We start from the raw sequence: 25,672 nt of genomic DNA, 5'->3' as shown, positions 1-25,672 counted from the left end.
TTGATCAATCTGTATTCGGCCATTTAAAAATTCACCATCCAAACCTCCATGTTGAACGTCAAAAAAGTGCCCTACTATGAAATCAAGGCATCATCGATTCCATTCTCATTGCCGAAGTGGAAGGAATACGCTGGCGTGAACGGGTGTGTTCCCTTGAATACACCACACGGCGTTTGCATGGACAAGCTTGCTCCGGGCGAACCCAAACCTTTCAAGCCTCCGGAACCCCAACCAGCAAAGCCTGAGGCGATGAAAACGCCTGAGCCTGCAAAGACTTCTCCACCCAAGCAAGCGCCACCTCGCGAGTCGTCCGAGCCAGCCGATGCGGAAGATTGCGAGAATCCCCCGCCCTTTGATCTGCTGGACGTTCCTGAGGTGATGGAACGAATGAAATGGCCTGTTGCGGCCAAGCTCGCCAGACGATGGTTCAGTGGCCCCAAGCACGTTTGGGACAACAGCTTCAAAACGGACCAGCCGTTTGACAACAGCACCGTCACTCTGGATTGGGCGCTCAAGTTCGGGAAGGTCAAAGAACGATATGACGAGCTTATCTCGAAAAATATCTACAACGAAAATGCCAGAGTAAGGTTGAGAGATTTGCTACGACATGTGGTGAAGGAGAAATTCGTATCTTCGGTGGCCTTCGATTTTCAGACAGTCAGTGACAAAAGCAATCCCGTCGAGTTTTGCAGGAAGTGGCAATTTCAACTCGTTAATGTGTCCAGCTTTGACACGACAGGGGGGATCCCGTACGCACCGACAGACTTGACCGCTGCTCTGGCAAATTTCAATATCTATGCCGCCATTGGGCGCGCGGAGTTTTCTGGAGACAGATACTACAAATACGACAACCTCGGAAAAACCAAGTCCTACTGCACCGACTTGACTGCATCCATAACACATATCTACGTATACATAAAAGATAGCTACTCCTTCAACGACGGAAAATCGCCGTCGAGCAGCCAGTATTTGGGGCATTGGAATAAAAATGGCATGATTATCACGAATGGAGGAAGGATCAGGGAGCTCCTGTATCGAAGTGGCATCAATTCGAATCTTGGTGACTCTCTCGATATTGAGTCGAGGATTAAGTGGAGGTATCTGATTGATGATTTTCTTGATAAGCCGATTGATGCACGGAAAGGTCTGATCAAGAAATTCAGGGCGTGTGATGTGCACTATCCTGTTTTCAACAAAACCTACGACGACTGGAGAATCAAGCATAATCGCGGAGAGGATTTTGCGATATATTCAAAATTGCGATACCTCAAGTTGACAAATCCCATTAAATTGAGCCTGGGTGAAATATGCAGGTCACCGGAAAAAATTTAATCTCGGTCGCGATCGCGCTCGTTTTGGCACTGGCGATTTCGTCTCTTACGCTGCGAAAATCATATGAGGGGTGCAAAAGCTATACTCAGGCTCTTAACGGAGGAACGAAAGAGCTGGGCGGCAAGAAATATAAAATCGAACTGTGTGGGGCACCTCGCTCTTTTGGCGACGGCGACGAAATTCGGCTCCAAGTGACCGGACCGGCAGGGAATGTGCTGGCAGAGAGATATTTTACGGTGCGCACGATTAACGATGCGGCCCCTCGGGAGTTGGAGTACGGCGACGACAATATTTTCTACTACGACCAATCGAAGGCGTCTCCGTTGCGCTTCATCGCCATGCCGCCTTCCACGATGGACGGGTGGACGGCGCAACTACCTTTGCTGCAACGATTGATCGCGTTACTTTCATAAGTTAGAGAGCAAGCATTCAGACTCACGCGTCACACCGTCCGCCTGGCCGGCATCGTCCGGATCTCCGGCATCGCCTTTGTCGGATGTAGCCCTTTCCGGCACACGTCGGTGCAGTTCATGATCGTCCGGCGGCGGAACAGCCGGTACGGATCCTCGCGAAGCGCCACTGGCAGGGCCGGACGTTGCGATCGGAGTCGTGGCGGCAGAGATGCAAGGTGCGCGGATCGTTCATCGGCTCCTCCCGGCGCGGGCCGATGCCGCCGCGGTCCATGACGCCGCAAGCGCCATGCCGGTCAATCGTCGTCCACGCGCTTGTCGATCAGATACCGGCCACGCTCGACGCCCGCGAGCAGCGCTTCGTTCTCGGTCATCCAGTCGGGGCTGTCCGCCGCCGGCACGACCAGCTCGATGCGCTCCCCGCCGACATACACCTGCACCTCGTCATGCCACGCGCCGCTGTCCTTGCGCCGCGCCCACACGCGTATCTCGTGCCCGCGATACGGGTCGCGAATCTGTGCGTCCTGTTGATTTTGCACGGTGGCCTCCTGTACCTGTCTGCGATGACGATGCAAAAAATGCGCGCCGCATGATCGCCGCACGCCCCGTCGGCCCGGTGCGCACGCGCCGTGCCCGGTACCTGCCCGCCGGCACGCGGCTTGCGCGCCGATCATGCGTCGAACCGCCACCGGCACGCGCCGCGAGCCCGCGAAGCGGTTCCCCCTGCAACCGGACGACGATCCGCGCACCGACGCCCTCCCGGCTCCGCTCCCGCGGCCGGGCTCGCGGATCGAACGTCCCGACCCTTCGCGAAGGAGCCTCGTGTGAATCAAACGACCGATCTGCTCTCCTATCTCGTGACGAGCCAGCTGGCCGCGCGCATGCGGACCGGCGCATGGCTCACGGCCGATCAGCTCGTCGATGCGCAGCGTGTGTGGCTCGCTTGCCGTCACGCCGAATGCGGATGGCTTGCGCGGGTCAGGATCGCGGACGCGTCCGCGATGATCGCGCAAGGAATCTACGACGTGGCGGTCACGACTCGCGACCCGGACAGCGGCGAACGGGTGCGACTCGACGCCGATTCGCCAGAACTGCACGCGCTGCGCGAACGTTGCGATGCGCTGTTGCGGCGCATCGATGACGACCCGGATGGCGGCCCGCGATGACCCCGCGAGCGTCGACCGTGTAAAAACGACAGTCCCTGGCCACCGGCATCCCGCGCAGGCCCCGCCGCACGGGAAACCACCCGGCAGGCACGTGCGTTGCGGCATCAGGTCGGCTGACGGAGGAATCGGCATCGACATGCGCTCGCCGCGTTCGGGACGCGCCGGCCACGCACATTGCCGCGCCGCCACCCTGTACGCGGCGGCGGCGTCAGGGCGCGCGCAACGCCGCGTCGAGTTCGGCGCGCGTCACGTCGAGCGTCACGTCGCATTCGATCACCGCATCCTCGACGCGCGGCTTGCGTTCGTCCACCGCGCGCCGCGCGCTGTCGCACAGATGCGTGCGCACGCGCAGCCGGTCGGCCGCGCCGAGCGATGCATAACGCGTGATCACGTCCGGATCGAATTGCAGATCGACCGTGCAACGCCATTCGCGCGCGCCCTCGTCGGCCGGCTCGCGCACCCACGACACCTGGATCGTCAGCCGCCCGGATGCGTCGTCCGCATGCACGACGACGGTCGACTGCGACGGGAAGCCGTTCGCGAGCGCGTGCTCGAGTTCCGCGATGCGCTGCGGCCGGCCGGGTGCGCCGCTCATCGTCGCACCACGCCCAGCAGCAGCGTGACGAGGAAGATCACGACGAAGATGTAGAACAGGATCTTCGCGATCTCCGCCGCGCCGGCCGCGATGCCGCCGAAGCCGAACACGGCCGCGACGATCGCGATGATGAAGAAGATGACCGCGTATCGCAGCATGGATACCTCCTGGATGGCAGCTGTCGTCAGTACACGTCGTCGCCGTTCACGCATCGTGCGGGTGCTCCGGTTTGCCGCGGCCCGGTATGGACGCCCTTGTTTCGAGACGCTTTTCGCTCATCGACCTGGTCGTCGACCTCTCCGGCGGCTCGAGGTCCCTGAGGTTCGTACTGCCGCGCCTGGCCGACCGCGCGTCGCCTGCCGCGCGCTGCCGGCCTGCGATTGCGCTGGCATGATTGCGCGCCTGTCGTTGGCGCGCACGTCGACGCGACGGTCGGCACGTGCGCGCGATGCGCTCGCCGGCGACCGTCATGCGGCGTCGCGGCGCCGCAAGTCGGCCGGCGGAATCTTCATCGCCTGGCGATACTTGGTCACCGTGCGGCGCGCAAGCAGGATGCCGCGCCCCGCGAGGTTGTGGGCGAGCGCGACGTCGGACAGCGGGTCGGTGTGCCGCTCGGCCGCGATCATGTCGCGGATCAGCACCTTCGCGGACGCCGCCGAGCACACGCCCTTGCCGGCCGTCTCGAGCTTGCGCGGGAAGAAGTGCTTGAACTCGAACGTGCCGTGCGGCGTGGCCATGTACTTGTTGCCCGTCGCTCGCGACACGGTCGATTCGTGCAGGTCGAGTTCCTCGGCGATGTCGCGCAGCACCAGCGGCTTCATCGCAATCTCGCCATAGCGGAAGAAATCGCGCTGCCGCGCAACGATGCATGCGCCGACGCGCCGGATCGTGTCGAAGCGCTTCTGCACGTTGCGAATCAGCCAGCGCGCTTCCTGCAACTGCTGGCCGAGCGGCGAATCGCGCTCGCCGCTCGACTGCGCGAACAGCGTCGCATAGCGTTCGTGCAGCCGCGCGCGCGGCAGCACGGCCGGGTTGATCGTCACGATCCAGTCGTCGCGCACCTGGCGCACGATCACGTCGGGCACCACGTAGTCGCCGCGCGTGCCGCCGTAATGATTGCCGGGGCGCGGGTCGAGGCCGCGCACCAGCGCGCAGGCCGCATGCAGCGTCTGCGGGTTGCAGCCGATGCGCCGCTGGATCTCGGCCGTCTCGCGGCGCGCGAGCCGTTCGAGATGCTCGCGCGCGATCGCTTTCGCTTCCGCGAGCGCCGGTGTGCCAGCCGCGATCGCATCGAGTTGCAGCACGAGACACTCGGACAGCGACCGCGCGGCCATGCCGGGCCGGTCGAGCATCTGCACGAGCCGCAGCGCGACCGCGAGATCCTGCTCCGACAACAATAGCGCGGGGTCGGCCGCGGCCAGCAGTTCGGCCAGTTCCTGGCGCAGGTAGCCGTCGTCGTCGAGCGCGTCGATCACGATGCGCGCGGCTTCGCGGTCGCGCCGGTTCAGTTGATAGAGCCGCAACGCATCGTGCAGTTGCTGGTGAAGCGACGGTTCGACGGCCAGCCATTCGCCGGGCGACAGGCCGCCGGCATCTTCGCCCTGGCGACGCGTGCCGCGCGGCGCGGGCGCAGCCGTCAACGACACTTCGGACACCTCCGGCACCTCGGGCACCTCGCCGTCCGGCACGCGTGCGTCGTCGGTTTCCGGCACCGCTTCGGGTGCAGCGGCATCGGCCTGCTGCCCCGGTGCGTCGGCCGCAGGCTCCTCGTCGCCCTGGCCATCCTCGAGAAACGGATTCTGATCGAGCGCCTGCCGCAACTCCTGTTGAAATTCGAGCGAGGACAACTGCAGCAACCGCAGCGACTGCTGAAGCCTCGGCGTAAGTGCCAGATGCTGTCGCATCTGCAGCGCAAGCGAGACGGACATCGATGGTCCTCCTGACGTTTCGCGGGTTTCGCTTCGGATACAGCATTCACGCAGCTTTCATGCCAGGCGGGCCGGTCGCCACGCGTCGCGGTTCGCGCGCGTTCGCTCCCGGCCGCGCGCGCGCCGGAACCGTTTTTTTTACAAGCCCGCGGCAAGTTTTGGGCACGCATTTCGCGCACCGGCCCGTTCGACCGCGATCGCACGCGGATCCGGCAGGCGGCACGCGCGTCGCAGCGGCATCAGGATTCCGGCTTGTCCGCTTCGTCTTCGAGCTGCGCGAGCCGGTTGTAGATCGTCTTCAGGCTGACGTCGAGCACCTCGGCCGCCTGCGCCTTCACGCCACCGCATTGCGCGATCGTGCCGAGGATCAACCGCCGGTCGACTTCGTCGAGCGACGTGCCGAACGGCACGGTCACGCGATCCTCGTGCGAATCGGCCAGGTTCGACAGCTCGTCCATGATCGGCGGCGGCAGCGTATCGATCACGTTTGTGTCGCTGAAGATGCTCGCGCGCTGCACGAAGTTGCGCAGCTCGCGCACGTTGCCGGGCCACGCATAGGTCTTCAACGCTTCACGCGCGGCCGGCGCGAAGCGCAGGTTCCGGCCGCTTTCGGCGTTGAACTGCTGCAGGAACGCATCGGCCAGCATCGGGATGTCGTCGCCGCGCTCGCGCAGCGACGGCAGCAGGATCGGAAACACGTTGATCCGGTGGAACAGGTCGGGCCGCAGCTTGCCGTCCGCCATCGCGGCTTCCGGATCGCGGTTGGTCGCCGCAACGATGCGCACGTCGACGTCGATCTCGCGCGTCGAGCCGAGCCGCGTGAGGCGCCCCGTCTCGAGCACGCGCAGCAGCTTGACCTGCGATTCGAGCGGCATCTCGGTGATCTCGTCGAGCAACAGCGTGCCGCCGTCCGCGCGTTCGAAGAAGCCCTTGTGCTGGCGTTCCGCGCCCGTGAAGCTGCCGCGATCGTGGCCGAACATCTCGCTCTCGACGAGGTTCGTGGCGATTGCGCCGCAGTTCACGGCGAGGAACGGGCCGCGCCGACGCAGGCTCAGGTCGTGCACGGTCTGCGCGGCCAGCTCCTTGCCGGTGCCCGATTCGCCCGTCAGCAGCACCGACGCCTCGGTGCGCGCGACCCGGCCGATCGCGTCGTAGACGGCCTGCATCGCGGGCGAACTGCCGAGCATGCGGCCGAAGCGGCCAAGGCGCTGCAGTTCCGAGCGCAGCTCGGCGATTTCCTCGTGCAGCGCCGTGGTGCGCGGCACGCGCGCGAAGATGCTGTTCAGCCGCTGCATGTTCAGCGGCTTCACCAGGTAGTCGGTCGCGCCGCGCCGCAATGCGTCGATCGCGGTTTCGAGGCTCGCGTGGCCGGTGGTCATCACCATTTCGCAGTGCGAATTCTTTGGCAACGCATCGAACAGCTCCATCCCGTTGCCGTCCGGCAGCACGAGATCGCACAGCACGAGATCGGGGGTAAGTGTCGTGACGAGCGTGCGTGCTTCTTCGAGCGTCGCGGCCGTATCGCACGACAGCTGCTGCATGCGCGCGAGCGCCGCGAGCATCGTCCGCGTATCGGCGTCGTCTTCGACGATCAGGACGTAGGGCATCGTGGCTCCTTGTGAAGCGGCCCGGCGCGTGTGTCGGCCGAGGCCGCGGCGGGTTGCAGCGAAGTCCGGCCGCCGGTCGCACGACGACATGGCACGATCGACGCGCTCGTGCGGACTGGCTGTCCTCCCGTGGAAAGCAGTCCCTGTCAGTATAGAAGAGCCATGTCGCGCATTCGCCGATCATCGAATAAATCTATCCGCGCAGGTCACCCGCATTGCCAGATTCAATGCGTCGCAATCGGTAAGAACGTCATCGTTTTCGTGCGGATCATGCGGCATGAAGTCGCCCCGATCACATCTTTTGCGCACTTCTTCGACAGATGCGGTCAAACTTTCCGGTCTGACTCTTCGCATGTCGAAAACCACGAGCGACGATACGCGGCAGCTCGACGGCTGGCGTTCGCTTCAGACCCTGCCGATTCACTCGCCGCGCACCGAGTGCCCTTGTGCCCTTCGTCAGTCAGTCGGCCGCGGCATGATTGCCGCCGTCACGTGCTTTCGAGATCGCTTCGACGAGCTTCAGTTCGTCGTCGATCGACAGCGTCGTGTCGATCACTTCACCGCCGAACGGTGCGAGCGCCGTGCTCAGCGCGTAGATGTCGAGTTGTGTCGCGGCCAGCCCGAGCGACACGGTGCCGGGGCGCGCCTTGCGCGCGACGCGGTCGATCAGCGCGTCGTCCACCGGCCGCTCGCGCCATGCATCGAGCGACGATTCGATGTGCTCGACCACGCTGTCGAGCAGCGATCCGGGCGGCGTGCGCGCGGGGTCAACCGCATGCGCACGCAACTGTCCATCGGTTGTGCATTCGACGAGCGCCACGCCCGACAGCGCGACGACGTGCCGGTCACGCAACGTATCGAGTTCGGCGAGCGCACGATGGGCGGCCGCGAGGTCGGGATAAGACAATGCAATCAGCGTATTCATCCGCCACTCCGTGAAATCAGGCGGCCGGTTCAGGATGCGCCGCGCTCAATGCGGCAGCCCGAACGCGGCCTTCAGGCTCGCGACGATCATCTGCATCGCGATCGCCGCGAGAATCATCCCCATCAGGCGCTGCGTCACCGCCGTCACGCGCGGCGACAGGTAATGACCGATCAGCGGTGCCGACAGCAGCGAAACCGCCAGCAGCACGAGAAACGCGGCGAGCCCGAGCGCGAACGCGAGTTCCTGCCCGGTCGAGAACGCGCTGTGCCCGAGCACGATCATCGTCGCGATCGTGCCGGGGCCGACGAGCAGCGGGATCGTCAGCGGATAGATCGCGACGCTCTCGGCCGCCGCCGGGTCGGCGCCTTCGCCGTCGCCCGGCGAATGCTGGCGGCTCGGCGCGCCGTGCAGCATCGACAACGCGATCAGCAGCACCAGCAGCCCGCCCGCGAGGCGGAAATCGTCGATCGTCAGGCCGAACACATGCAGGATCGCGCCACCCGCGACCGCCGACACGATGCAGCCGACCGTCACGCCGATCGCGGCCGTCAGCGCGACCTTGCGGCGCACGCCGTCCGCCGCACCTTCCGTCAGCGACAGGAACACGGGGATGTTCGCGATCGGGTTCATGATCGCGAACAGCGCCGCGAATACCTTGATGGAAAAGGTCAGGTCGAAGGCCACAGGCTTGCTCCCGTCTCGCGCGACGAAACGTGCTTCGAATCGCGCGCAGGTTCCGCATGGTTTCCGATACACGGCGCGCGCCATGCTGCTACGATCGACGCACCGCGATCACGCACGACGGAGGGCCCCGACCGATGCAAGCCACCGACACCTTCATGGATCACGAGATTCGCGTCGATGCGACGCGCAATGCGAACGGCGCGTGGGTCGCGCAGGTGCGGATCTTCCGCGACGGCGCGCCGGTCGACCTGCCGGCGCCCGAGCTCGTCACACCCGAATGGCTCACGTGCGACGAAGCGCTGCGCGGTGGCATCGACCAGGGCCGCGTGATCATCAAGACGCGCGACCGCTGACGGCGCGCGGCTCATCGGCGGTCTGCACCCGACGCAATCACGCATCGAATTCCAGATCGCCGATCAGGATCTCGCGATCGCGCTGGGTCCGCGTGCTGAAGTCGACCGGCAATTCCATCTGCCAGCGTTCGATCGTGACCGGCAGCGCCGCGAGATAGCGGTCGAAGCGGCTGCGGTCGGGCTCGGCCAGCAGCGCATCGATCGCGTCGTCGCGCCACGCGAGCCGTGCGTTCAGCCGGTTCGGCAGTCCGACCGTCGACGTGAGGCCGATGACATCCACACAGGTCGGGCTGCCCTGCCCGTCATGCGGCACGACGTCCACCCTCACTTCGCCAGGCTGATACAGGCCGAGCACGCGCGCCGCGATGCGCGGCGCAAACTCGGTTTCGAAACGTGTACGGACATCGGGATTCATCTCGCCTCCGGGTTCGAATCATGTCGTCACGCCACTGTCACGCGGCTGCAATCTGCCGCTCGAATGCCGCTTCCGCCTTCAGGCTGTCGAGATCGCGGCCGATCGTCGCGACAGCGAGGCGCGTGTTGCCGCGCCAGTACGCAATCGAGCAATCGTGTGCACCGAGGTCGCCATCGATCTCGACACGATCGAATTGCTCCGCATGCCCGACATAGTTGATCGTCAGGTCGTAATGCTGGCTCCAGAAGAACGGCACCGCGTCGAATGGCCGTTGCTGCCCGAGCAGGTTGCGCGCCGCGACGATGCCCTGCCGCTCGGCAACGACCCAGTGCTCGACGCGAATACGATCGCCCGTCAGCGGATCGGGCCAGCGCGCGATGTCGCCGGCCGCGTAGATGCCGGGCACACTCGTCTGAAGGAAGCGGTCGACCGTCACGCCGCGCTCGACGGCCAGCCCCGCGTCCTGCGCGAGCGCCACGTTCGGATGAACGCCGATGCCGACCACCACGAGATCGGCCGGCAGCACGTCGCCGGTCGACAGCGTCACGCTGTCCGGCGTGATCTGCGCGGGCGTCGCGCCGAGATGGAACACGACGCCGTGCGACTCGTGCAATGCCTTGATCGTGCCGCCGAGCGCTTCGCCGAGCACGCGCGCCATCGGAAGCGCATCGGGCGCGACGACCTGCACGTCGAGCCCGCGCGTGCGCAATGCGGCGGCAGCTTCGAGTCCGATGAAGCTCGCCCCGACCACGACACAGCGACGCGCCGTTTTCAGCTTGGCGATCAGCGCGTCGCAATCGGCGCGCGAGCGCAGCACGCACACGTGCGGCAGATCCGCGCCGGGCACGGTCAGCCGGTTCGGCTCGGCCCCGGTCGCAAGCAGCAGCGCGCCGTATCCGACGCGGCTGCCATCGGCCAGTTCGACCGCCCGTTGTGCGGGGTCGATCCGCGCGACTCGCGTGTCGCATCGCACGTCGATATGGTGATCGGTGTAGAACGACGGCGAACGCAGCGGCAGCCAGTCGGCGTCGGCCGTGCCCGCGAGATAGTCTTTCGACAGGTTCGGCCGGTCGTAAGGCGGATCGGAATCGGCGGTGAGCAGCGTGACGGGATGCGGATAGCCTTCCTGCCGCAGCGTCACGGCGGCCGCGATCGCCGCGGCGCCGCCGCCGACGATCACCACCGATGCGGGCAGTCCGGCCGCATTCAACGCAGGCGGCACGGCAGCCGGTTGCGCATCGAGCACGACGGCGCGACCGTCGCGGCGTTCGACGCGCCAGCACGGCAATCCGTCGAGCGCCGGCGCGCGCAGCAACTCGCCGGTGCGCAGGCAGAACGCCGCGTGATGCCACGGGCAGCGGATCGTGTCGCCCTCCAGCAGGCCGTCGGCCAAGGGCGCGCCGTAGTGCGGGCATTGCGCGCCCACGGCAAACAGTTCGTCGGCACGGCGCACCAGCAGCACCGCGGCATCGCCGACATGGCCCTCGATCATTGCACCGTCGCCGAGATCGTCGAGCGCGATGCCTTGCGTGAGATCGGGACGTGAAGACGAGGAATCGCTTCCGGACATGACATCGCTCCCGCAGAGTCAGGTAACGATCCCATTATCGGCGTCCCTCATGAAAAGAACAGGTACAGACGCCCCCGCAGCGCACGCAAACACGGACTGTAGCTTGTACGAGATCCATGACGGGCGTAGAACGTCACCAACGCTGCGGCGCAACACGCGTGCCGCCCCAGGCGCGCGTCGCGCGTCCTGCGCAATCCGCCTGCCGCGCGCCTTCCCCCCGTCACCCGGAGTGCTACCCGATGGCTACCGTCCTGTGCGTGCTCTACCCCGATCCCGTGGACGGCTATCCGCCGCGCTACGTGCGCGATGCGATTCCGGTCGTCACGCATTACGCGGACGGTCAAACCGTGCCGACACCCGCCGGCCCGCCCGGCTTCCGGCCTGGCGAACTCGTCGGCTCGGTGTCCGGCGCGCTCGGCTTGCGCGGCTACATGGAAGCGCACGGCCACACGCTGATCGTCACGAGCGACAAGGACGGCCCCGACTCCGAATTCGAGCGCCGGCTCCCCGAAGCAGACGTGGTGATCTCGCAGCCGTTCTGGCCCGCGTACCTGACGGCCGAACGGATCGCGCGCGCGCCGAAGCTGAAGCTCGCGCTGACGGCCGGCATCGGCTCCGATCACGTCGATCTCGACGCCGCCGCGCGTGCGCACATCACCGTCGCCGAAGTCACCGGCTCGAACAGCATCAGCGTGGCCGAGCACGTGGTGATGACGACGCTCGCGCTGGTGCGCAACTACTTGCCGTCGCATGCGATCGCGCAGCAGGGCGGCTGGAACATCGCCGATTGCGTGTCGCGCAGCTATGACGTCGAAGGCATGCATTTCGGCACGGTCGGCGCGGGGCGCATCGGGCTCGCGGTGCTGCGCCGGCTGAAACCGTTCGGGCTGCATCTGCACTACACGCAACGCCACCGGCTCAATGCATCGATCGAGCAGGAACTCGCGCTCACGTATCACGCCGACGCCGCGTCGCTCGCGAGCGCCGTCGACATCGTCAACCTGCAGATCCCGCTGTACCCGTCGACCGAGCACCTGTTCGACGCGGCGATGATCGCGCGCATGAAGCGCGGCGCGTACCTGATCAACACCGCGCGCGCGAAGCTGGTCGACCGCGACGCGGTCGTGAACGCCGTCACGTCCGGGCATCTCGCGGGCTACGGCGGCGACGTGTGGTTTCCTCAGCCGGCGCCGGCCGATCACCCGTGGCGCACGATGCCGTTCAACGGGATGACGCCGCACATCTCCGGCACGTCGCTGTCCGCGCAGGCACGCTACGCGGCCGGCACGCTGGAGATCCTGCAATGCTGGTTCGACGGCAAGCCAATCCGCAACGAATACCTGATCGTCGATGGCGGCACGCTCGCGGGAACGGGTGCGCAGTCGTACCGGCTGACGTGACGACGCCACGCTGGACGCTCGACGCACGGCGGACCATTCAGTCGAGACAGTAGGCGGCGAGCTTGCCGACGGTCACGACCGCCTGCTCGATCTCCGGCGACCACGGGCTGCTGTAGTTCAGGCGGATGAAATTCCGGTAGCTGTCCGCGATCGAGAACATGTAGCCGGGCCCGATCGTGATCCCCTGCTCCAGCGCGAGCTGGTACAGCCGCATCGCATCGACCTGCACGGGCAGCTCGATCCACAGCACGTACCCGCCCGCCGGGCTCGAAATGCGCGTGCCTTCCGGGAAAAACCGCGACACCATCGTCCGCATCAGGTTCGCCTGCTGCGCATACGCCTTGCGAATCCGCCGCAGGTGATGCTCATAGCCGTCGCGTTCGAGAAACTCCGCGATCGCGAGCTGCGGCAGCGACGGCGTCGCGAGCGTGTTCAGAAATTTCAGCTTCTCGACCTGCTCGCGATAGCGTCCCGGCAACGCCCAGCCGATCCGGTACGCGGCCGTCAGGCTCTTCGAGAACGACGCGCAGTGCAGCACGATGTCGTGACGGTCGAACGACTTCAGCGTGCTCGGATGCATGTTGCCGAAGTACAGTTCGTTGTACACGCCATTTTCGATGATCGGCAGGTCCGCTTTCGCGGCGAACTCGACCAGTTCGCGTTTGCGCTCGTCAGGCATCTGGAAGCCGAGCGGGTTCTGGAAGTTCGGCATCACCATGCATGCCGCGATCGGCTGCGACTTCGCGATCGCGGCCAGCGCCGCGATGTCGATCCCGTATTCCGGGTGCGTGGCCACCTCGATCGCCTTCATCCCCATCCGCTCGATCGCGTGCAGCATCGCGTAGAACGTCGGCGATTCCACCGCAATCGTGTCGCCGGGCTTCGCAACGGCCTGCAGGCACAGGTTGATCGCCTCCGTCGCGCCGACCGTCACGATGATCTCGTTCGGGTCGACCGACATCCCGTTTTCCAGGTAACGGCGCGCGATCTGCCGGATCAGCCGCGGATGCCCGGGCGGCAGCCCGTCCGTCACGCCCCACAGCGACTTGTCGCGGCCGGCCGCATACGCGTAGCGGTTCAGCTTCTCGAACGGGAACAGGCTCGGGTCCGGATACGGCGAGCCGAGCGGCACCGCGTCGTCGGTACCGATCGAGCGCAGCGTCGACAGCACGAGCCGGCTCACGTCGACCGACGACGAGATCGCGATCGGTTTCGACGGCCGCAGCTCGCGTACCGGTGCATGACTGTCGTCGCGCCGCAGGTTCACGAAATAGCCTGACTGCGGGCGGCTTTCGAGCAGCCCGCGGCTTTCCAGCAGCAGATATGCATGCAGCACGGTCGTGATGCTGATCCGGTGCTGCTGGCTCGCCTGCCGCACCGACGGCACACGATCGCCGTGTCGATATACGCCTTGCCGGATGAGTCGCTCTACGTCGTTTGCAAATTTCTCGTAGAGCTTCATCCGCCTCGCCCCGCCAGCGGTGAACCGGCCTGCGATGCATGGGCGGCATGGCCGCGCCGGTGCACGAAGCCGGATAGCCGTGCCCGGGCGCGGGCGTCCCGGTGCGAACCTCGTCCGTTATCGAAATTGAAGGCGGATAGCAATGCGAATCTCATCAAGACAAGGTTCGGCATCCTACTGCGTCATTTCGACGAATGTAAGTGACAGTTTGGCGAGGAAACGTGAAATCCGGCCGGCGTGGTGAACAGATTAGAACGCGACGGCGAACGGCCTCGCGCGATCGCACGAGGTCACGCTCCGGGCGCGATCCCGGCGCGCATCATCACGGATTACCGATGGCCGCCGGGCGGCAGTCACGCGAAGCCCGGCCGTGCGCGGGCCTCGCGTGCGCTCAAGCGTCGTCGACGTTGTCCGCGTAGTGATCGATCGCGACCTTGCACTCGTCGAACACCACCGTCAGCATCGCGACGTCGTTCGACTCGACCCACTTGCGGATCTGCAGGAACTGCCCGGTGCCGAGATCGGCGACGCGGGCCGGATCGTCGGTCGTCACGTCGACGTTGACGATCGCGCGGTTGCCGGGCAGCGGCGACAGCGTCGCCGCGATGTCAAAGCGACGGTACGATTGATCGATGCGCATGCGGTTCTCCCGAAGCCGTTCGAAAGGGATGGTCTCAATCGAGTGCCTGACGGTAGACCTTGCCGCCGAATCCCGTCACGACGTTGTCCACCGAGAACGGCGTGTCTTCCTTCGCTTCCAGAATGACCGCGACGCTGCCGGGCACGAGCCGTGCCGCAACCGTCTCGACGAACGTGCCGTCGAGCAGCGCGTTGCCGGCCGCTTCCGCGAGAATGCCGGCCCCCGCGCCGGCCGCCATGCCGGTGACCACGCCGAGCGGCCCGGCCAGCAGGCTGAGCAGGCCGCCCGCGATCGCGCCGATCACGCCGCCCTTGAACGGCCGCGATTCGGCGTGGAGTACCGAGAGCTTGCCGGTCGCGTCCTTCTCGACGACGACGCCGTTCTCGACGTGGAATCCTTCGTCTTTCTCCGACAGCGCCTCGAAATCGTTCGCGGCCTCTCGGGCCGTGTCGACGCTGCCGAACACGGCGACGATCAGTTGCTTGGTCATTCGACACCTCGCTCGGTTGGATAGTCAGTTGCAGCCGCCGCCGCACATGCGGCACGGCCGGATTCGATTCAGATGCCGGTGGCCGCCGCACGCGCACGCGCCGCATCGGCATACGCGTGCGCAGCCGCCCGCTGCAGCCCGGCGACGGACGGCGCGCGAGCCAGCACCGGATCGGCATCGCGCGTGTCGCGCGCCAGCCGGTAAGCGTTCGACGCCGCATGCTGCAGTTCGATCGCCTGTTTCGTTTCAACGGTATGCGTGCTCATCCGGCACCCTCCTGGCAGAGACATGGACCATGCATACGGCTTGCCGCTCGTGCGTCACCGGCGCGCATGCGCATCCTCCTCGACATCGTCGACGTCGGCCGGAAACCGATGCTGGCCGAAACTCAGGATCAGCACGCCCACCGCGAGCAGCACGATGCCGAACGTTGTCATCAGCATCCGTTCGGGGCTGTCGGTCGCGCCGCGCAGGATCAGGTCGCGCGCGAGCGACGTCATCGCAATGAACAGCGGAAACCGCACCGGCAGCCGGCCGAGCCGCAGGTAGCGCACGTCCATCGCGAGCACTTCCAGATACAGGAACATCAGCAGCAGGTCGGTCAGCGATACTTCGCCCGCGAGCACGACCTTCCACGCTTCCTGCGTCATCGCGAACGCGGTCGCGAGCCCGATCACGATCAGCCCGGCCAGTTCGGCCGCGTGAAGGAAATGGCCGAAGCGGCGGCGAATGCGCTCGGCGGGCGAGCAGGGAATGGTGGTCGTATTCAAGGTGACAGTCGCTGTGTTGAGGCATGGGCGGCGCCGGGCGGCGGCGGGAAAACCGCATCACGCGCGGCGGCATGCGCGGCATCGTGCGTGTTCGGCCCATCCGGCGCTTGAGGATCAGCCGCGCCGATCGCCTGCTCGACCGCGGACAGCGTCCGGCGGCAGCACACGTGGAACGCGTCGCCCGCGTCGGTGCAGGCGACATCGTCGTGCTCGCGGCACAGCAGCAGGCGGCAGCCGAGATACCGTTCGAGACCGTCGATCCGTTCGCTCACCTGCGCTTCGTCGATCCGCAGTTCGGAGGCGGCGCCGGACAGGCCGCCATGCTCGACCACCGCGACATACACACGCATCGCTTCCAGCAGGTTCATGATGACGCTCCTCGTCGGCGGGCGCAGCGGGACCTAATCTACTGCACGCGGCACCGGCGCTCAAGAGCACAGCGCCGCGCACGCCAGGAGTACAGCTGCGCGGGCATCGCACGAAATCCGGCCCTGTTTGACGCATTCGAATGACAGATTGGCAATACGTGTTCCAAAGACTGGCCGAAGCTGCTAGATTGCTTGCTCGACGACGTTACGCGGTGCGGGCAGGTCACGCGCCGCGCGGCCGGCCGCCACCGCTGCGGCCCGTTGCGCGAGATCCGCGCAACGTCCTTCATCCGCATGACACAAAGAGAACAGTCGCATGACACAGTTCAACCGTTCGCCTTCGCGCGCCACGGCACTTCCGTCCCGACATGACTGACCGGCAGGCCACGATGCAGACACCTCCCCCGCTCTCCCAAAACGTTCACAGCACGATCACGCGCAGCGCGATCTTCCTCGTGGCGACGATCAATCCCGGCGCCGATCACGCCGACACGATCCGTTCATGGTGCGGCGACATCGCCGCGCTCGTGCGCTCGGTCGGCAAGCGCGTGCCGGGCGGCAACCTCACCTGCGTGTGCGGCTTCGGCGCCGACGCCTGGGATGCGCTGTTCGGCAACCCGCGCCCCGCCGCGCTGCATCCGTTCCGCGAATTCGGTGCGGGGCAGCGTGTCGCGGTCGCGACGCCGGGCGACATCCTGCTGCACATCCGCGCGGAAGCGATGGATCTGTGCTTCGAACTCGCGACGCAGCTGCTCGGCGCGCTCGGCGATGCCGTCACGGTCGTCGACGAGGTGCACGGCTTCCGCAATTTCGACCAGCGCGCGATGATCGGCTTCGTCGACGGCACCGAGAACCCGGAAGGCCGCGAGGCGGTCGACTTCACGGTGATCGGCGACGAGGATGACGAATTCGCGGGCGGCAGCTACGTGATCGTGCAGAAGTACCTGCACGACATGGCCGGCTGGAACGCGCTTGCGGTCGAGACGCAGGAGCGCATCATCGGCCGCACCAAACTCGCCGACATCGAGCTCGCGCCGGACGTGAAGCCGTCGTGCTCGCACAGCTCGCTGACCACGCTCGACGAGGACGGCCAGGAAGTGAAGATCCTGCGCGACAACATGCCGTTCGGGCGCCCGGGTTCAGGCGAATTCGGCACCTACTTCATCGGCTATGCGCGCTCGCCCGCGCCGATCGAGCAGATGCTCGAGAACATGTTCGTCGGCCGCCCGCCCGGCAACTACGACCGCCTGCTCGACTACAGCCGCGCGGTCACCGGCTCGCTGTTCTTCGTGCCGTCCGCCGATCTGCTCGAAGCGCTCGCCGATCGCGCGGCGCCGGCCGCAGACGCCGCGCAGCCGGAAGCGACGTCAGCCACGCCGCATCGCGAAGGCTCGCTGAAAATCGGCTCGCTGAAAGGCGTGCCGTCGTAAGGCAAGGTGCCGACGGCAGTCCGGCGCGCAACCCCGCGCCGGGCGTGTCCGGAACGGCCGTCGTTCAGTCGGCCGGGGCGCGCGTGCGCAAAGGGCGTGCGGCGCTGCACAGGGGCCGCCCCTCGCGTGCAGGCCGTGACGCGCAAAGGCATGCATTCCCGGCGCTCGGCCTCGACGAATCAGCCGACCAGGATATACAGCCAGTTCTTCGGCAGCGCCCCACCCGGGCCGTTGCTGCATGCCAGCAGCCGCTCACCGGATCGAGGGTGCGTGATGCCGGTACGGAATGTCTCGATCGCCTTGCGCTCCAGCCGGTCGAACGCGTTCCCGACCAGGTTGTGCGCTTCGAGGTAGATCGGGCACATCAGTTTGAAATCGGGCTTGGTGGCTCGATGTTTCGCCAGCCGGGTGTACAGGTCACTGGTGATGCCGATATAGAACTTGCTGTACTCCGGCTTCGCGGCAAACGAGTTCAATACCTGCCGCAAATGCCCGATGACATCCTCGTGATTGATCACGCCCGTCTTCAGCATGTATTTGTCTTCGGGCGAAACGAGTTGTAGTGCCATGAACGACCTCCACGTGTTGTGAAGCTTCAATAGGCTGTGTCTATGATTCATCCGCGCCCGGTCGCGACGACTGAACGCCGCCCAACCCCGGCTTCCGGAAACCCTGCCGGATGAATGTTCGTAAGAATGCACGACACGCGACAGGCCGTCGACCGGAATTGATTCCGCACAGCATCGAACGCAGCCCGAACGGCGTTACCGCCGGCCCGCCCCTGGTATCGCGGCCATCCCATCGCCGCATGCCGCACGCGCACACACCCTCGCCCCACACGCGAATTGCAGAACAGTTGCGCCACCGCAGGGTGTCGTTTCGATTTGTGCTGCAGTGGTGTCAATAGAGCCTGCTAATATGCATTTTCGCCCGCGATCGGCATGCCTGGCATCAGGCGCAGTCCTTCAGCCGATTGGCCCACCATGAAGTGTTTTCGCAGACGTGAGGCAACAAGAACCCATGAATAACCTGCACCGCGAACTCGCCCCGATCTCGTCTTCCGCCTGGGAACAAATCGAGGAGGAAGTGGCACGCACGTTCAAACGATCAGTGGCCGGCCGCCGCGTCGTCGACGTCGACGGCCCCGAAGGCCCCGAGTTGTCGGCGGTCGGCACCGGGCACCTCGTCGAAGTCGCCGCCCCGCGCGAGCAAGTGAATGCGCGGCTGCGCGAAGTCCGCACGATCGTCGAGCTGACGGTGCCGTTCGAGCTGAGCCGCGATGCGATCGACAGCGTCGAGCGCGGCGCGCGCGACGCCGACTGGCAGCCGGCGAAGGACGCCGCGCAGCGGCTCGCGTTCGCCGAAGACGACGCGATTTTCGACGGCTACCAGGCAGCAGGCATCGTCGGCATCCGCGAAGGCACGTCGAACCGCAAGCTCACGCTGCCGGCGGACGTCGGCGCGTATCCCGACGCGATCAGCGACGCGCTCGAGGCGCTGCGGCTCGCCGGCGTCGACGGCCCGTACTCGGTGGTGCTCGGCTCGGACGCGTACACGGCGCTCAGCGAGGCGCGCGACCAGGGCTATCCGGTCCTCGGCCACATCAAGCGGATCGTCAGCGGCGAGATCATCTGGGCGCCGGCGATCAGCGGCGGCTGCGTGCTGTCCACGCGCGGCGGCGATTACGAACTGCATCTCGGGGAAGACGTATCCATCGGCTACACGAGCCATACCGACAAGGTCGTCCGCCTGTACCTGCGCGAAACGTTCACGTTCCTGATGCTGACGAGCGAAGCATCAGTCGCCGTGGCGCCGCAGGGCAACACGGCGGCCTGACCGCGATTGCCCGCGCGCGATGCCCGCCGGGCGTCGCGCGCGACCAGCCGCACCGCCGGCCGCATGTTCGTCGCCGATCGAACCCATCTTGCATGGAGTGTGTGATGAGCGATTCGAATGAGGCATTGCAGGCGCTGCAGGCGTCGGTCGACCACCTGAAGCAGGCGGTCGACGCGAACGCGGGCAGCCAGGCCGGCGACACCGCCGTGCTGTTCACCGTCATGTCGCTGGTTCTGGCGGAGTTGCCGCCCGACACGCGCAACCTGATCGAGGATTCGTTCTCCGTCTGGGCCAATGGTCTACCGAATGCGGCACTGTCAACCGACGTGAAGCAGATCGCCCGGCAACGGCTCGCGATGACCCTCCCGGATTGACCGCGGCACGCCACGGTTGCGCCGTGTCCGGCCCGGACCGTGCAACTCGCCCTCTCTTTCGGCCGTCACACCCGCATCGTCTGCGGTGCGTGTGGGGTTGCGCATAGCCGGTCGAGGCACGCACACGCTGCGGCGCTTGCGCCGCGCTTGTCCTCCCGCATCGCCGCCGCCCCGCCCGCAAGCAGCGCCCTGCGCGCCGATGTCGCACCGCGATCCGCTCGCGTTCTGCCCGTTCCCGCCTCCTGCCCTCACCCGCTGCATCCGCCGCGCACGCCCGTGCCGCCACGCGCCCGCCCGTCTGTACTCCTTGCCACCCGTGCGCACCCGCATACGAGGGTGCAATTCGCGGCCGGGCCGTTGCGGAACTGTGTCTTGGATGGCCTCCGCCGATTCGCTATTTTGAACGCAGTCGAAGCGATGCCGTGGGCTCCTCCCGGCACGCACGCTTGCCGCCCTGACCGCGACCGTGCACGACGCCGACGCGCGCTGCACGACAGCCCGAGCGCTGCCCGCGCGCCGCCGTGTTGCGTGCCGTGCGTTCGCGGTCGGGATGCGCCAAGCGCCGCACCGCATCGGGACTTCACCCTTCGACCCACTTTCACCGACAGGAGCCAGACCACCATGCCCGCACTTTGCGATATCTGCCACGCCCGGCCGGCCGTCGCGCGCGCAACCGTGATGCAGGACGGCGAGCGCAAGACGATCTCGATCTGCGATTACCACTTCCGTCAGCTGATGCGGCATCAAAGCATGCTGAACCCGTTCGACTCGCTGCTGGGCGGTGGCGGCTCGTCGTCGCTGTTCGGCGGGCTCGACGACGAAGCGCCGCTCGCCGCCGAGATTCCGCGCGAATCGGTCGACCCGACCGACGCGTTCAGCGAGCAGACGCTGGAACTGCTGCAGCGCGCGGCCGAGAAGGCGCACGAGCTGCGCCGCAGCGAGCTGGATTCCGAACACCTGCTGTACGCGCTCGCGGACACCGACGTGTGCGCCGCGCTGCTGAAAGAATTGAAGCTGTCGCCGCAGGACATCCGGTCGTACATCGACCAGCATGCGCACACCGGCACGGCCGACCCCGATGCGCCGCTCGACAAGCTGTCGATCTCGCCGCGCGTGAAGAAGGCCGTGCAGTACGCGTTCCAGGCGTCGCGCGATCTCGGTCACTCGTACATCGGCCCCGAGCACCTGCTGATCGGGCTCGCGTCGGTACCGGACAGCATCGCCGGCACGCTGCTGAAGAAATACGGCGTGACGCCCGAGGCGCTGCGCCAGAAAGTCGTGAAGGTGGTCGGCAAGGGTGCCGAGGACGGCCGCGTCGATGCGCCGACCGGCACGCCGAACCTCGACAAGTTCGGCCGCGACCTCACCGCGATCGCGCGCCAGGGCAAGCTCGACCCGGTGCTCGGCCGCGCGCAGGAAATCGAGAGCACGATCGAGGTGCTCGCGCGCCGCAAGAAGAACAACCCGGTGCTGATCGGCGAGCCGGGGGTCGGCAAGACGGCGATCGTCGAAGGGCTCGCGCAGCGGATCGTCAACGGCGACGTGCCCGAGGTGCTGCGCGGCAAGCGGCTCGTCGAAGTCAACATCAACTCGATGGTGGCCGGCGCGAAGTATCGCGGCGAGTTCGAGGAGCGCGCGAAGCAGCTGATCGACGAAGTCACTGCGAAGCATGACGAACTGATCCTGTTCATCGACGAGCTGCACACGATCGTCGGCGCGGGCCAGGGCGGCGGCGAAGGCGGTCTCGACATCGCGAACGTGCTGAAGCCCGCGCTCGCGCGCGGCGAGCTGAGCCTGATCGGCGCGACGACGCTCAACGAATACCAGAAGTACATCGAGAAGGACGCGGCGCTCGAACGGCGCTTCCAGCCGGTGTTCGTGCCGGAGCCGAGCGTCGAGCAGACGATCGTGATCCTGCGCGGGCTGCGCGACAGCCTCGAGGCACACCACCAGGTGACGTTCTCCGACGATGCGTTCGTCGCGGCCGCGGAATTCGCCGACCGCTACATCACGTCGCGCTTCCTGCCCGACAAGGCGATCGACCTGATCGACCAGGCCGCCGCGCGCGTGCGGATCGGTGCGACGTCGCGCCCGGTCGACATCCAGGAAGGCGAAGCGCAGATCGCGCAGTTGAAGCGCGAACAGGACTACGCGACGTCGCGCAAGCGCTTCGACCAGGCGAAGCAGTTCGAGGAGCAGATCAACGAGAAACAGAAAGCCGTCGACGAGATGATGGAGGCGTGGCAGCGCAAGACCGGCTCCGAGACGCTCGAAGTGACCGTCGAATCGGTGGCCGAGGTCGTGTCGCGGCTGACCGGCATCCCGGTGTCCGAACTCACGCAGGAAGAACGCCAGAAGCTGCTGAAGATGGAAGAGCAACTGCGCGAGCGCGTGGTGGGCCAGAGCGACGCGGTGGTAGCCGTCAGCGATGCGGTGCGGCTGTCCCGCGCGGGGCTCGGCCAGACGCACCGGCCGATCGCGACGTTCCTGTTCCTCGGGCCGACGGGTGTCGGCAAGACCGAACTCGCGAAGGCGCTCGCCGAGACCGTGTTCGGCGACGAGCAGGCGATCATCCGCATCGACATGTCCGAATACATGGAACGGCACGCGGTCGCGCGGCTGATCGGCGCGCCGCCCGGCTACGTCGGCTACGACGAAGGCGGCCAGCTCACCGAGCGCGTGCGGCGCCGCCCGTACAGCGTGATCCTGCTCGACGAGATCGAGAAGGCGCATCCGGACGTCTACAACGTGCTGCTGCAGGTGTTCGACGACGGCCGCCTGACCGACGGCAAGGGCCGTGTGGTCGACTTCAGCAACACGATCATCATCGCGACCAGCAACCTCGGCGCCGCGATCATCATGGACAACCTCACGCAGCCGGAAGCCGCGCGCAAGACCGACAAGGCGATCCGCGAAGAACTGATGCAGGTGCTGAAGGGCCATTTCCGCCCCGAGTTCCTGAACCGGATCGACGAGGTGATCGTCTTCCACGCGCTGTCGAAGGAGAACATCCGCGCGATCGTGCAGATCCAGCTCGACCGCGTGGTGCGCACGGCCGCCGCGCAGGACATCACGCTCGTGATGGGCGATTCGCTCGTCGAGCACCTGACCGAAGCCGGCTACCAGCCGGAGTTCGGTGCGCGCGAGCTGAAACGCCAGATCCGCCAGACCATCGAGACGCGGCTCGCAAAGGAGATCCTTGCCGACCGGTTGCAGTCGGGCGATCGATGCGAAGTCGACTACGACAAGGCCAGCGACGAAGTGAAGTTCAACAAGCTCGCGGCGCCTGAAGCGAAGGAGGCCAAGGACGCTAAGAAGGACGCCGACGGCAAGGCGAAACCGAACGGCAAGGCGGCCAAGGCCACCGGCGAGGCCAAGGCAGGCGACACGCCCGCCGATGCACCGCCGCCCGCGCCCGCCGCGAAACCGTCCGGCAAGAAGTCGTCCGGCGCGAAGAAGGACGCGCACTGAAACCCCGCGTGCCCCGCTCGCCCGGGGCACGCATGACCGGCTACGTCCATGCGACGGAGCCGCCCCACGCCGCGACACGGCGCAAACCGAGCCGCCCGCATCGGGACCGGCAGATGGAGATTCACATGACAAATCGACGCGAAGTGCCAGGCATCAGGAAGTACGACGGGCCCGCCGGTGGTTGGGGCGCGCTTCGCGCGACAGCCGATGCGGTGCGCACGCAAATGGAAACAATCGAAGCACCGATCGTGCTGATGCGGACCAACCAGCCCGACGGCTTCGACTGCCCCGGCTGCGCATGGCCCGACAAGGAACACAAATCGACGTTCCAGTTCTGCGAGAACGGCGCGAAAGCCGTCACGTGGGAAGCGACGACCAAGCGCGTGACGCCCGAGTTCTTCGCGGCGAACACCGTGTCGTCGCTGCTGCGCATGTCGGACTACGAGCTGGAGAACATGGGCCGGCTCACGCATCCGCTCGTCTATGACCGCGCGTCCGACACGTTCCGCGCAATCGAATGGGACGACGCGTTCGCGCGCATCGGCGAAGTGCTGCGCGCGCTGCCGCCCGAGCAGGTCGAGTTCTATACGTCGGGCCGTGCATCGAACGAAGCCGCGTACCTGTACCAGTTGTTCGCACGCGAGCTCGGCACCAACAACTTTCCCGACTGCTCGAACATGTGCCACGAACCGACCAGCGTCGGCCTGCCGCAGTCGATCGGTATCGGCAAGGGCACCGTATCGCTGGAGGATTTCGACCACTGCGAGCTGATCATCTCGATCGGCCACAACCCCGGCACGAACCACCCGCGGATGATGGGCACGCTGCACGAGTGCTCGCGCCGCAACGTGCCGATCATCGTGTTCAACCCGCTGCGCGAACGCGCGCTCGAACGCTTCGCCGATCCGCAGGACATGATCGAGATGGCGTCGTTCGGCTCGACCCGGATCGCATCGACGTACTACCAGGTCGACGCCGGCGGCGACGCGGCCGCATTGAAGGGCATCATGAAGGCGCTGCTGCAGCTCGAAGCCGAGCGCGGCGACGTGCTCGACCGCGACTTCATCGCGCAGCACACGAACGGCTTCGACGCGTTCTCGGCTGACCTCGAAGCCACGTCGTGGGACGACATCGAGCGTGCGAGCGGGCTCAGCCAGGCGCAGCTCGAACAGGTCGCGCTCGCCTACGCGAAGTCGAACGCGACGATCGTCACGTACGGCATGGGCGTCACGCAGCACAACAAGGGCACTGCAACCGTGCGCCTGATCGCCGACCTGCTGCTGATGCGCGGCAACATCGGCAAACCCGGCGCCGGCGTCTGCCCGCTGCGCGGCCATTCGAACGTGCAGGGCAACCGCACGGTCGGCATCACCGAAAAGCCGTCGGCCGAGTTCCTGAAGAAGATCGAGGACGTGTGCGGCTTCACGCCGCCCGCGCATCACGGGCATGATGCGGTGCAAGCGATGCAGGCAATGATCGACGGCAGCGCGAAGGCGCTGCTGTGCCTCGGCGGCAACTTCGCGGTCGCGCTGCCCGATCCCGAGCTGTCGTTCCCGGCGATGGCGAAACTCGACCTGAGCGTGCATCTCGGCACGAAGCTGAATCGTTCGCACCTCCTGGTCGGCAAGGAAACCTTCATCCTGCCCGTGCTCGGCCGCACCGAACTCGACATGCAGGCAACCGGCCGGCAGTCGATCACCGTCGAGGATTCGATGTCGATGGTCCACGCATCGGCCGGCAAGCTCAAGCCGGCGTCCGACCAGTTGCGCTCGGAGCCCGCGATCGTCGCCGGGATCGCGCATGCGACGCTGCCGAACAGCAAGGTCGCATGGCTCGACCTGATCGCCGACTACGACCGCATCCGCGACCTGATCGACCGCACGGTGTCCGGCTTCGAGGCGTTCAACGAGCGCATCCGCACGCCGGGCGGCTTCCGCCTGCCGCTGCCGCCCACCGAGCGCGTGTGGCCGACGCCGACCGGCAAGGCAATGTTCTCGGTCTACAAGGGCGTGAAGGAAGATGCCGACGTGCTCGGCGCCGAGCAGGTGTTGCGGCTGATCACGCTGCGCAGTCACGACCAGTACAACACGACGATCTATGGACTCGACGACCGCTATCGCGGCGTGTTCGGGCGGCGCGACGTGCTGTTCATGAACCCCGCCGATCTCGCGAAGTACGGGCTCGAACACGGCGACCTCGTCGACATCGAGACGGTCACCGCATCGGGCCGCGCGCTGCGTCTCGAGAAGATCACCGCGATCGAGTACGACATCGCGCCGGGGTCGGTCGGCGCGTACTACCCGGAAGCGAACGTGCTCGTGCCGCTCGACTACATCGACAAGGAAAGCGGCACGCCGTCGTACAAGTCGGTGCCGGTGCGCGTCGCACGCTCCGCGGTGGTCTGAAGCAGCGTCAGGTTCGCGGGCGCGAATCGGCGCGCCCCGCG

27 protein-coding genes and 1 pseudogene are annotated in these 25,672 nt (G+C 66.1%); 10 read left to right on the top strand and 18 right to left on the bottom strand.

The genetic code is table 11. The annotated features are described in order from the left end of the window. Positions 1-48 precede the first annotated feature (48 nt). Positions 49-1,332: a DUF6402 family protein gene (locus BDO18943_RS06705; RefSeq protein ID WP_175021739.1), complete on the top strand. Its 1,284-nt coding sequence runs from the start codon at positions 49-51 to the stop codon at positions 1,330-1,332. Beyond that, entirely contained in the window at positions 1,308-1,745 is a 438-nt protein-coding gene (locus BDO18943_RS06700) for a hypothetical protein (RefSeq protein WP_175021738.1), read from the top strand. Before BDO18943_RS06705 ends, BDO18943_RS06700 begins: the two co-directional genes overlap by 25 nt. Positions 1,746-1,774: 29 nt before the next feature. On the opposite strand, the pseudogene sdhB reads toward BDO18943_RS06700, so the two are convergent. Both sdhB and BDO18943_RS06695 read right to left on the bottom strand, forming a co-directional pair. Further along, positions 1,775-1,900: pseudogene (gene sdhB / locus BDO18943_RS42560) on the bottom strand (succinate dehydrogenase iron-sulfur subunit); the annotation flags it as partial. Between the two features lie 138 nt (positions 1,901-2,038). After that, on the bottom strand, positions 2,039-2,281 hold the full coding sequence (locus tag BDO18943_RS06695; RefSeq protein ID WP_175021737.1) for a DUF6566 family protein: 243 nt from the start codon (positions 2,279-2,281) through the stop codon (positions 2,039-2,041). Between the two features lie 342 nt (positions 2,282-2,623). Here BDO18943_RS06695 and BDO18943_RS06690 point away from each other — a divergent pair, with 342 nt between their 5' ends. Continuing rightward, positions 2,624-2,908, top strand: a complete 285-nt coding sequence (locus tag BDO18943_RS06690) for a hypothetical protein (protein WP_175021775.1) — start codon at positions 2,624-2,626, stop codon at positions 2,906-2,908. Between the two features lie 208 nt (positions 2,909-3,116). Here the strand turns inward: BDO18943_RS06690 and BDO18943_RS06685 are convergent, their stop codons facing one another. From BDO18943_RS06685 to BDO18943_RS06655, 7 genes are all read right to left on the bottom strand, one after another. Further along, positions 3,117-3,503 carry a DUF3022 domain-containing protein gene (locus BDO18943_RS06685; RefSeq protein ID WP_175021736.1) on the bottom strand — a complete coding sequence of 129 codons (387 nt, stop codon included), beginning with the start codon at positions 3,501-3,503 and terminating at the stop codon, positions 3,117-3,119. After that, a complete protein-coding gene (locus tag BDO18943_RS06680; protein ID WP_011349711.1) occupies positions 3,500-3,661 on the bottom strand; it encodes a DUF1328 domain-containing protein in 162 nt (53 codons plus the stop codon). Before BDO18943_RS06680 ends, BDO18943_RS06685 begins: the two co-directional genes overlap by 4 nt. Positions 3,662-3,707: 46 nt before the next feature. Then, positions 3,708-3,974, bottom strand: coding sequence for a DUF3008 family protein (locus BDO18943_RS43140; RefSeq protein WP_175021735.1), 267 nt, complete (start codon positions 3,972-3,974; stop codon positions 3,708-3,710). Beyond that, positions 3,971-5,431: an RNA polymerase factor sigma-54 gene (gene rpoN / locus BDO18943_RS06670; RefSeq protein ID WP_175021734.1), complete on the bottom strand. Its 1,461-nt coding sequence runs from the start codon at positions 5,429-5,431 to the stop codon at positions 3,971-3,973. Before rpoN ends, BDO18943_RS43140 begins: the two co-directional genes overlap by 4 nt. A 239-nt stretch (positions 5,432-5,670) precedes the next feature. After that, positions 5,671-7,038 (bottom strand): sigma-54-dependent transcriptional regulator, encoded by a 1,368-nt coding sequence (locus BDO18943_RS06665; RefSeq protein WP_175021733.1) that lies wholly within the window; start codon positions 7,036-7,038, stop codon positions 5,671-5,673. A gap of 460 nt (positions 7,039-7,498) precedes the next feature. After that, the gene (locus tag BDO18943_RS06660) at positions 7,499-7,963 is read right to left on the bottom strand and encodes a DUF1269 domain-containing protein (protein WP_175021732.1); all 465 of its coding nucleotides are present in this window, start codon (positions 7,961-7,963) and stop codon (positions 7,499-7,501) included. A 45-nt stretch (positions 7,964-8,008) separates the two neighbouring features. Continuing rightward, entirely contained in the window at positions 8,009-8,647 is a 639-nt protein-coding gene (locus BDO18943_RS06655; protein WP_043191992.1) for a MarC family protein, read from the bottom strand. A 134-nt stretch (positions 8,648-8,781) separates the two neighbouring features. Between BDO18943_RS06655 and BDO18943_RS06650 the strand changes: the two genes are divergently transcribed. Further along, positions 8,782-9,000 carry a DUF6566 family protein gene (locus BDO18943_RS06650; RefSeq protein WP_011349700.1) on the top strand — a complete coding sequence of 73 codons (219 nt, stop codon included), beginning with the start codon at positions 8,782-8,784 and terminating at the stop codon, positions 8,998-9,000. Positions 9,001-9,037: 37 nt separating this feature from the next. Here BDO18943_RS06650 and BDO18943_RS06645 read toward each other — a convergent pair whose 3' ends face one another. After that, positions 9,038-9,415 carry a DUF5594 family protein gene (locus BDO18943_RS06645; protein WP_175021731.1) on the bottom strand — a complete coding sequence of 126 codons (378 nt, stop codon included), beginning with the start codon at positions 9,413-9,415 and terminating at the stop codon, positions 9,038-9,040. Positions 9,416-9,452: 37 nt separating this feature from the next. Further along, positions 9,453-10,985: an FAD-dependent oxidoreductase gene (locus BDO18943_RS06640; protein WP_175021730.1), complete on the bottom strand. Its 1,533-nt coding sequence runs from the start codon at positions 10,983-10,985 to the stop codon at positions 9,453-9,455. Positions 10,986-11,224: 239 nt separating this feature from the next. On the opposite strand from BDO18943_RS06640, the gene BDO18943_RS06635 reads away from it, so the two are divergent. Then, complete coding sequence (locus tag BDO18943_RS06635) at positions 11,225-12,385, top strand: NAD-dependent formate dehydrogenase (RefSeq protein WP_175021729.1); 1,161 nt, start codon at positions 11,225-11,227, stop codon at positions 12,383-12,385. A gap of 37 nt (positions 12,386-12,422) precedes the next feature. Here the strand turns inward: BDO18943_RS06635 and BDO18943_RS06630 are convergent, their stop codons facing one another. From BDO18943_RS06630 to BDO18943_RS06605, 6 genes are all read right to left on the bottom strand, one after another. Continuing rightward, positions 12,423-13,847 carry an aminotransferase-like domain-containing protein gene (locus tag BDO18943_RS06630; protein WP_043192001.1) on the bottom strand — a complete coding sequence of 475 codons (1,425 nt, stop codon included), beginning with the start codon at positions 13,845-13,847 and terminating at the stop codon, positions 12,423-12,425. 391 nt (positions 13,848-14,238) lie between these two features. Then, a complete protein-coding gene (locus tag BDO18943_RS06625; protein ID WP_175021728.1) occupies positions 14,239-14,487 on the bottom strand; it encodes a hypothetical protein in 249 nt (82 codons plus the stop codon). Between the two features lie 34 nt (positions 14,488-14,521). After that, positions 14,522-14,977 carry a DUF1269 domain-containing protein gene (locus BDO18943_RS06620; RefSeq protein ID WP_175021727.1) on the bottom strand — a complete coding sequence of 152 codons (456 nt, stop codon included), beginning with the start codon at positions 14,975-14,977 and terminating at the stop codon, positions 14,522-14,524. A 68-nt stretch (positions 14,978-15,045) separates the two neighbouring features. Next, entirely contained in the window at positions 15,046-15,243 is a 198-nt protein-coding gene (locus BDO18943_RS06615) for a hypothetical protein (protein WP_175021726.1), read from the bottom strand. Between the two features lie 54 nt (positions 15,244-15,297). After that, on the bottom strand, positions 15,298-15,747 hold the full coding sequence (locus BDO18943_RS06610; protein ID WP_043192008.1) for a phosphate-starvation-inducible protein PsiE: 450 nt from the start codon (positions 15,745-15,747) through the stop codon (positions 15,298-15,300). Next, the gene (locus BDO18943_RS06605; RefSeq protein ID WP_175021725.1) at positions 15,744-16,115 is read right to left on the bottom strand and encodes a LysR family transcriptional regulator; all 372 of its coding nucleotides are present in this window, start codon (positions 16,113-16,115) and stop codon (positions 15,744-15,746) included. Before BDO18943_RS06605 ends, BDO18943_RS06610 begins: the two co-directional genes overlap by 4 nt. A gap of 368 nt (positions 16,116-16,483) precedes the next feature. On the opposite strand from BDO18943_RS06605, the gene BDO18943_RS06600 reads away from it, so the two are divergent. Beyond that, entirely contained in the window at positions 16,484-17,545 is a 1,062-nt protein-coding gene (locus BDO18943_RS06600) for a Dyp-type peroxidase (RefSeq protein ID WP_175021724.1), read from the top strand. 179 nt (positions 17,546-17,724) lie between these two features. Here the strand turns inward: BDO18943_RS06600 and BDO18943_RS06595 are convergent, their stop codons facing one another. Beyond that, positions 17,725-18,078 carry a GIY-YIG nuclease family protein gene (locus BDO18943_RS06595; RefSeq protein ID WP_235995861.1) on the bottom strand — a complete coding sequence of 118 codons (354 nt, stop codon included), beginning with the start codon at positions 18,076-18,078 and terminating at the stop codon, positions 17,725-17,727. A gap of 487 nt (positions 18,079-18,565) precedes the next feature. On the opposite strand from BDO18943_RS06595, the gene BDO18943_RS06590 reads away from it, so the two are divergent. The 4 genes from BDO18943_RS06590 to BDO18943_RS06575 all read left to right on the top strand — a co-directional run bounded on the left by BDO18943_RS06590 (position 18,566) and on the right by BDO18943_RS06575 (position 25,631). Continuing rightward, the gene (locus BDO18943_RS06590; protein WP_175021722.1) at positions 18,566-19,381 is read left to right on the top strand and encodes a family 1 encapsulin nanocompartment shell protein; all 816 of its coding nucleotides are present in this window, start codon (positions 18,566-18,568) and stop codon (positions 19,379-19,381) included. Positions 19,382-19,485: 104 nt separating this feature from the next. Then, positions 19,486-19,755 (top strand): hypothetical protein, encoded by a 270-nt coding sequence (locus BDO18943_RS06585; protein WP_175021721.1) that lies wholly within the window; start codon positions 19,486-19,488, stop codon positions 19,753-19,755. Between the two features lie 621 nt (positions 19,756-20,376). Continuing rightward, entirely contained in the window at positions 20,377-23,226 is a 2,850-nt protein-coding gene (locus BDO18943_RS06580) for an ATP-dependent Clp protease ATP-binding subunit (RefSeq protein WP_175021720.1), read from the top strand. A 125-nt stretch (positions 23,227-23,351) separates the two neighbouring features. Then, the gene (locus tag BDO18943_RS06575) at positions 23,352-25,631 is read left to right on the top strand and encodes an FdhF/YdeP family oxidoreductase (RefSeq protein WP_175021719.1); all 2,280 of its coding nucleotides are present in this window, start codon (positions 23,352-23,354) and stop codon (positions 25,629-25,631) included. Positions 25,632-25,672 lie beyond the last annotated feature (41 nt).

The sequence above is a fragment of the Burkholderia aenigmatica genome, assembly GCF_902499175.1.
In the GTDB taxonomy this organism is placed as follows: domain Bacteria; phylum Pseudomonadota; class Gammaproteobacteria; order Burkholderiales; family Burkholderiaceae; genus Burkholderia; species Burkholderia aenigmatica.
The sequence above is the reverse complement of the archived record's forward strand: the minus strand, read 5'-3'. Positions and strand labels throughout refer to the sequence as shown.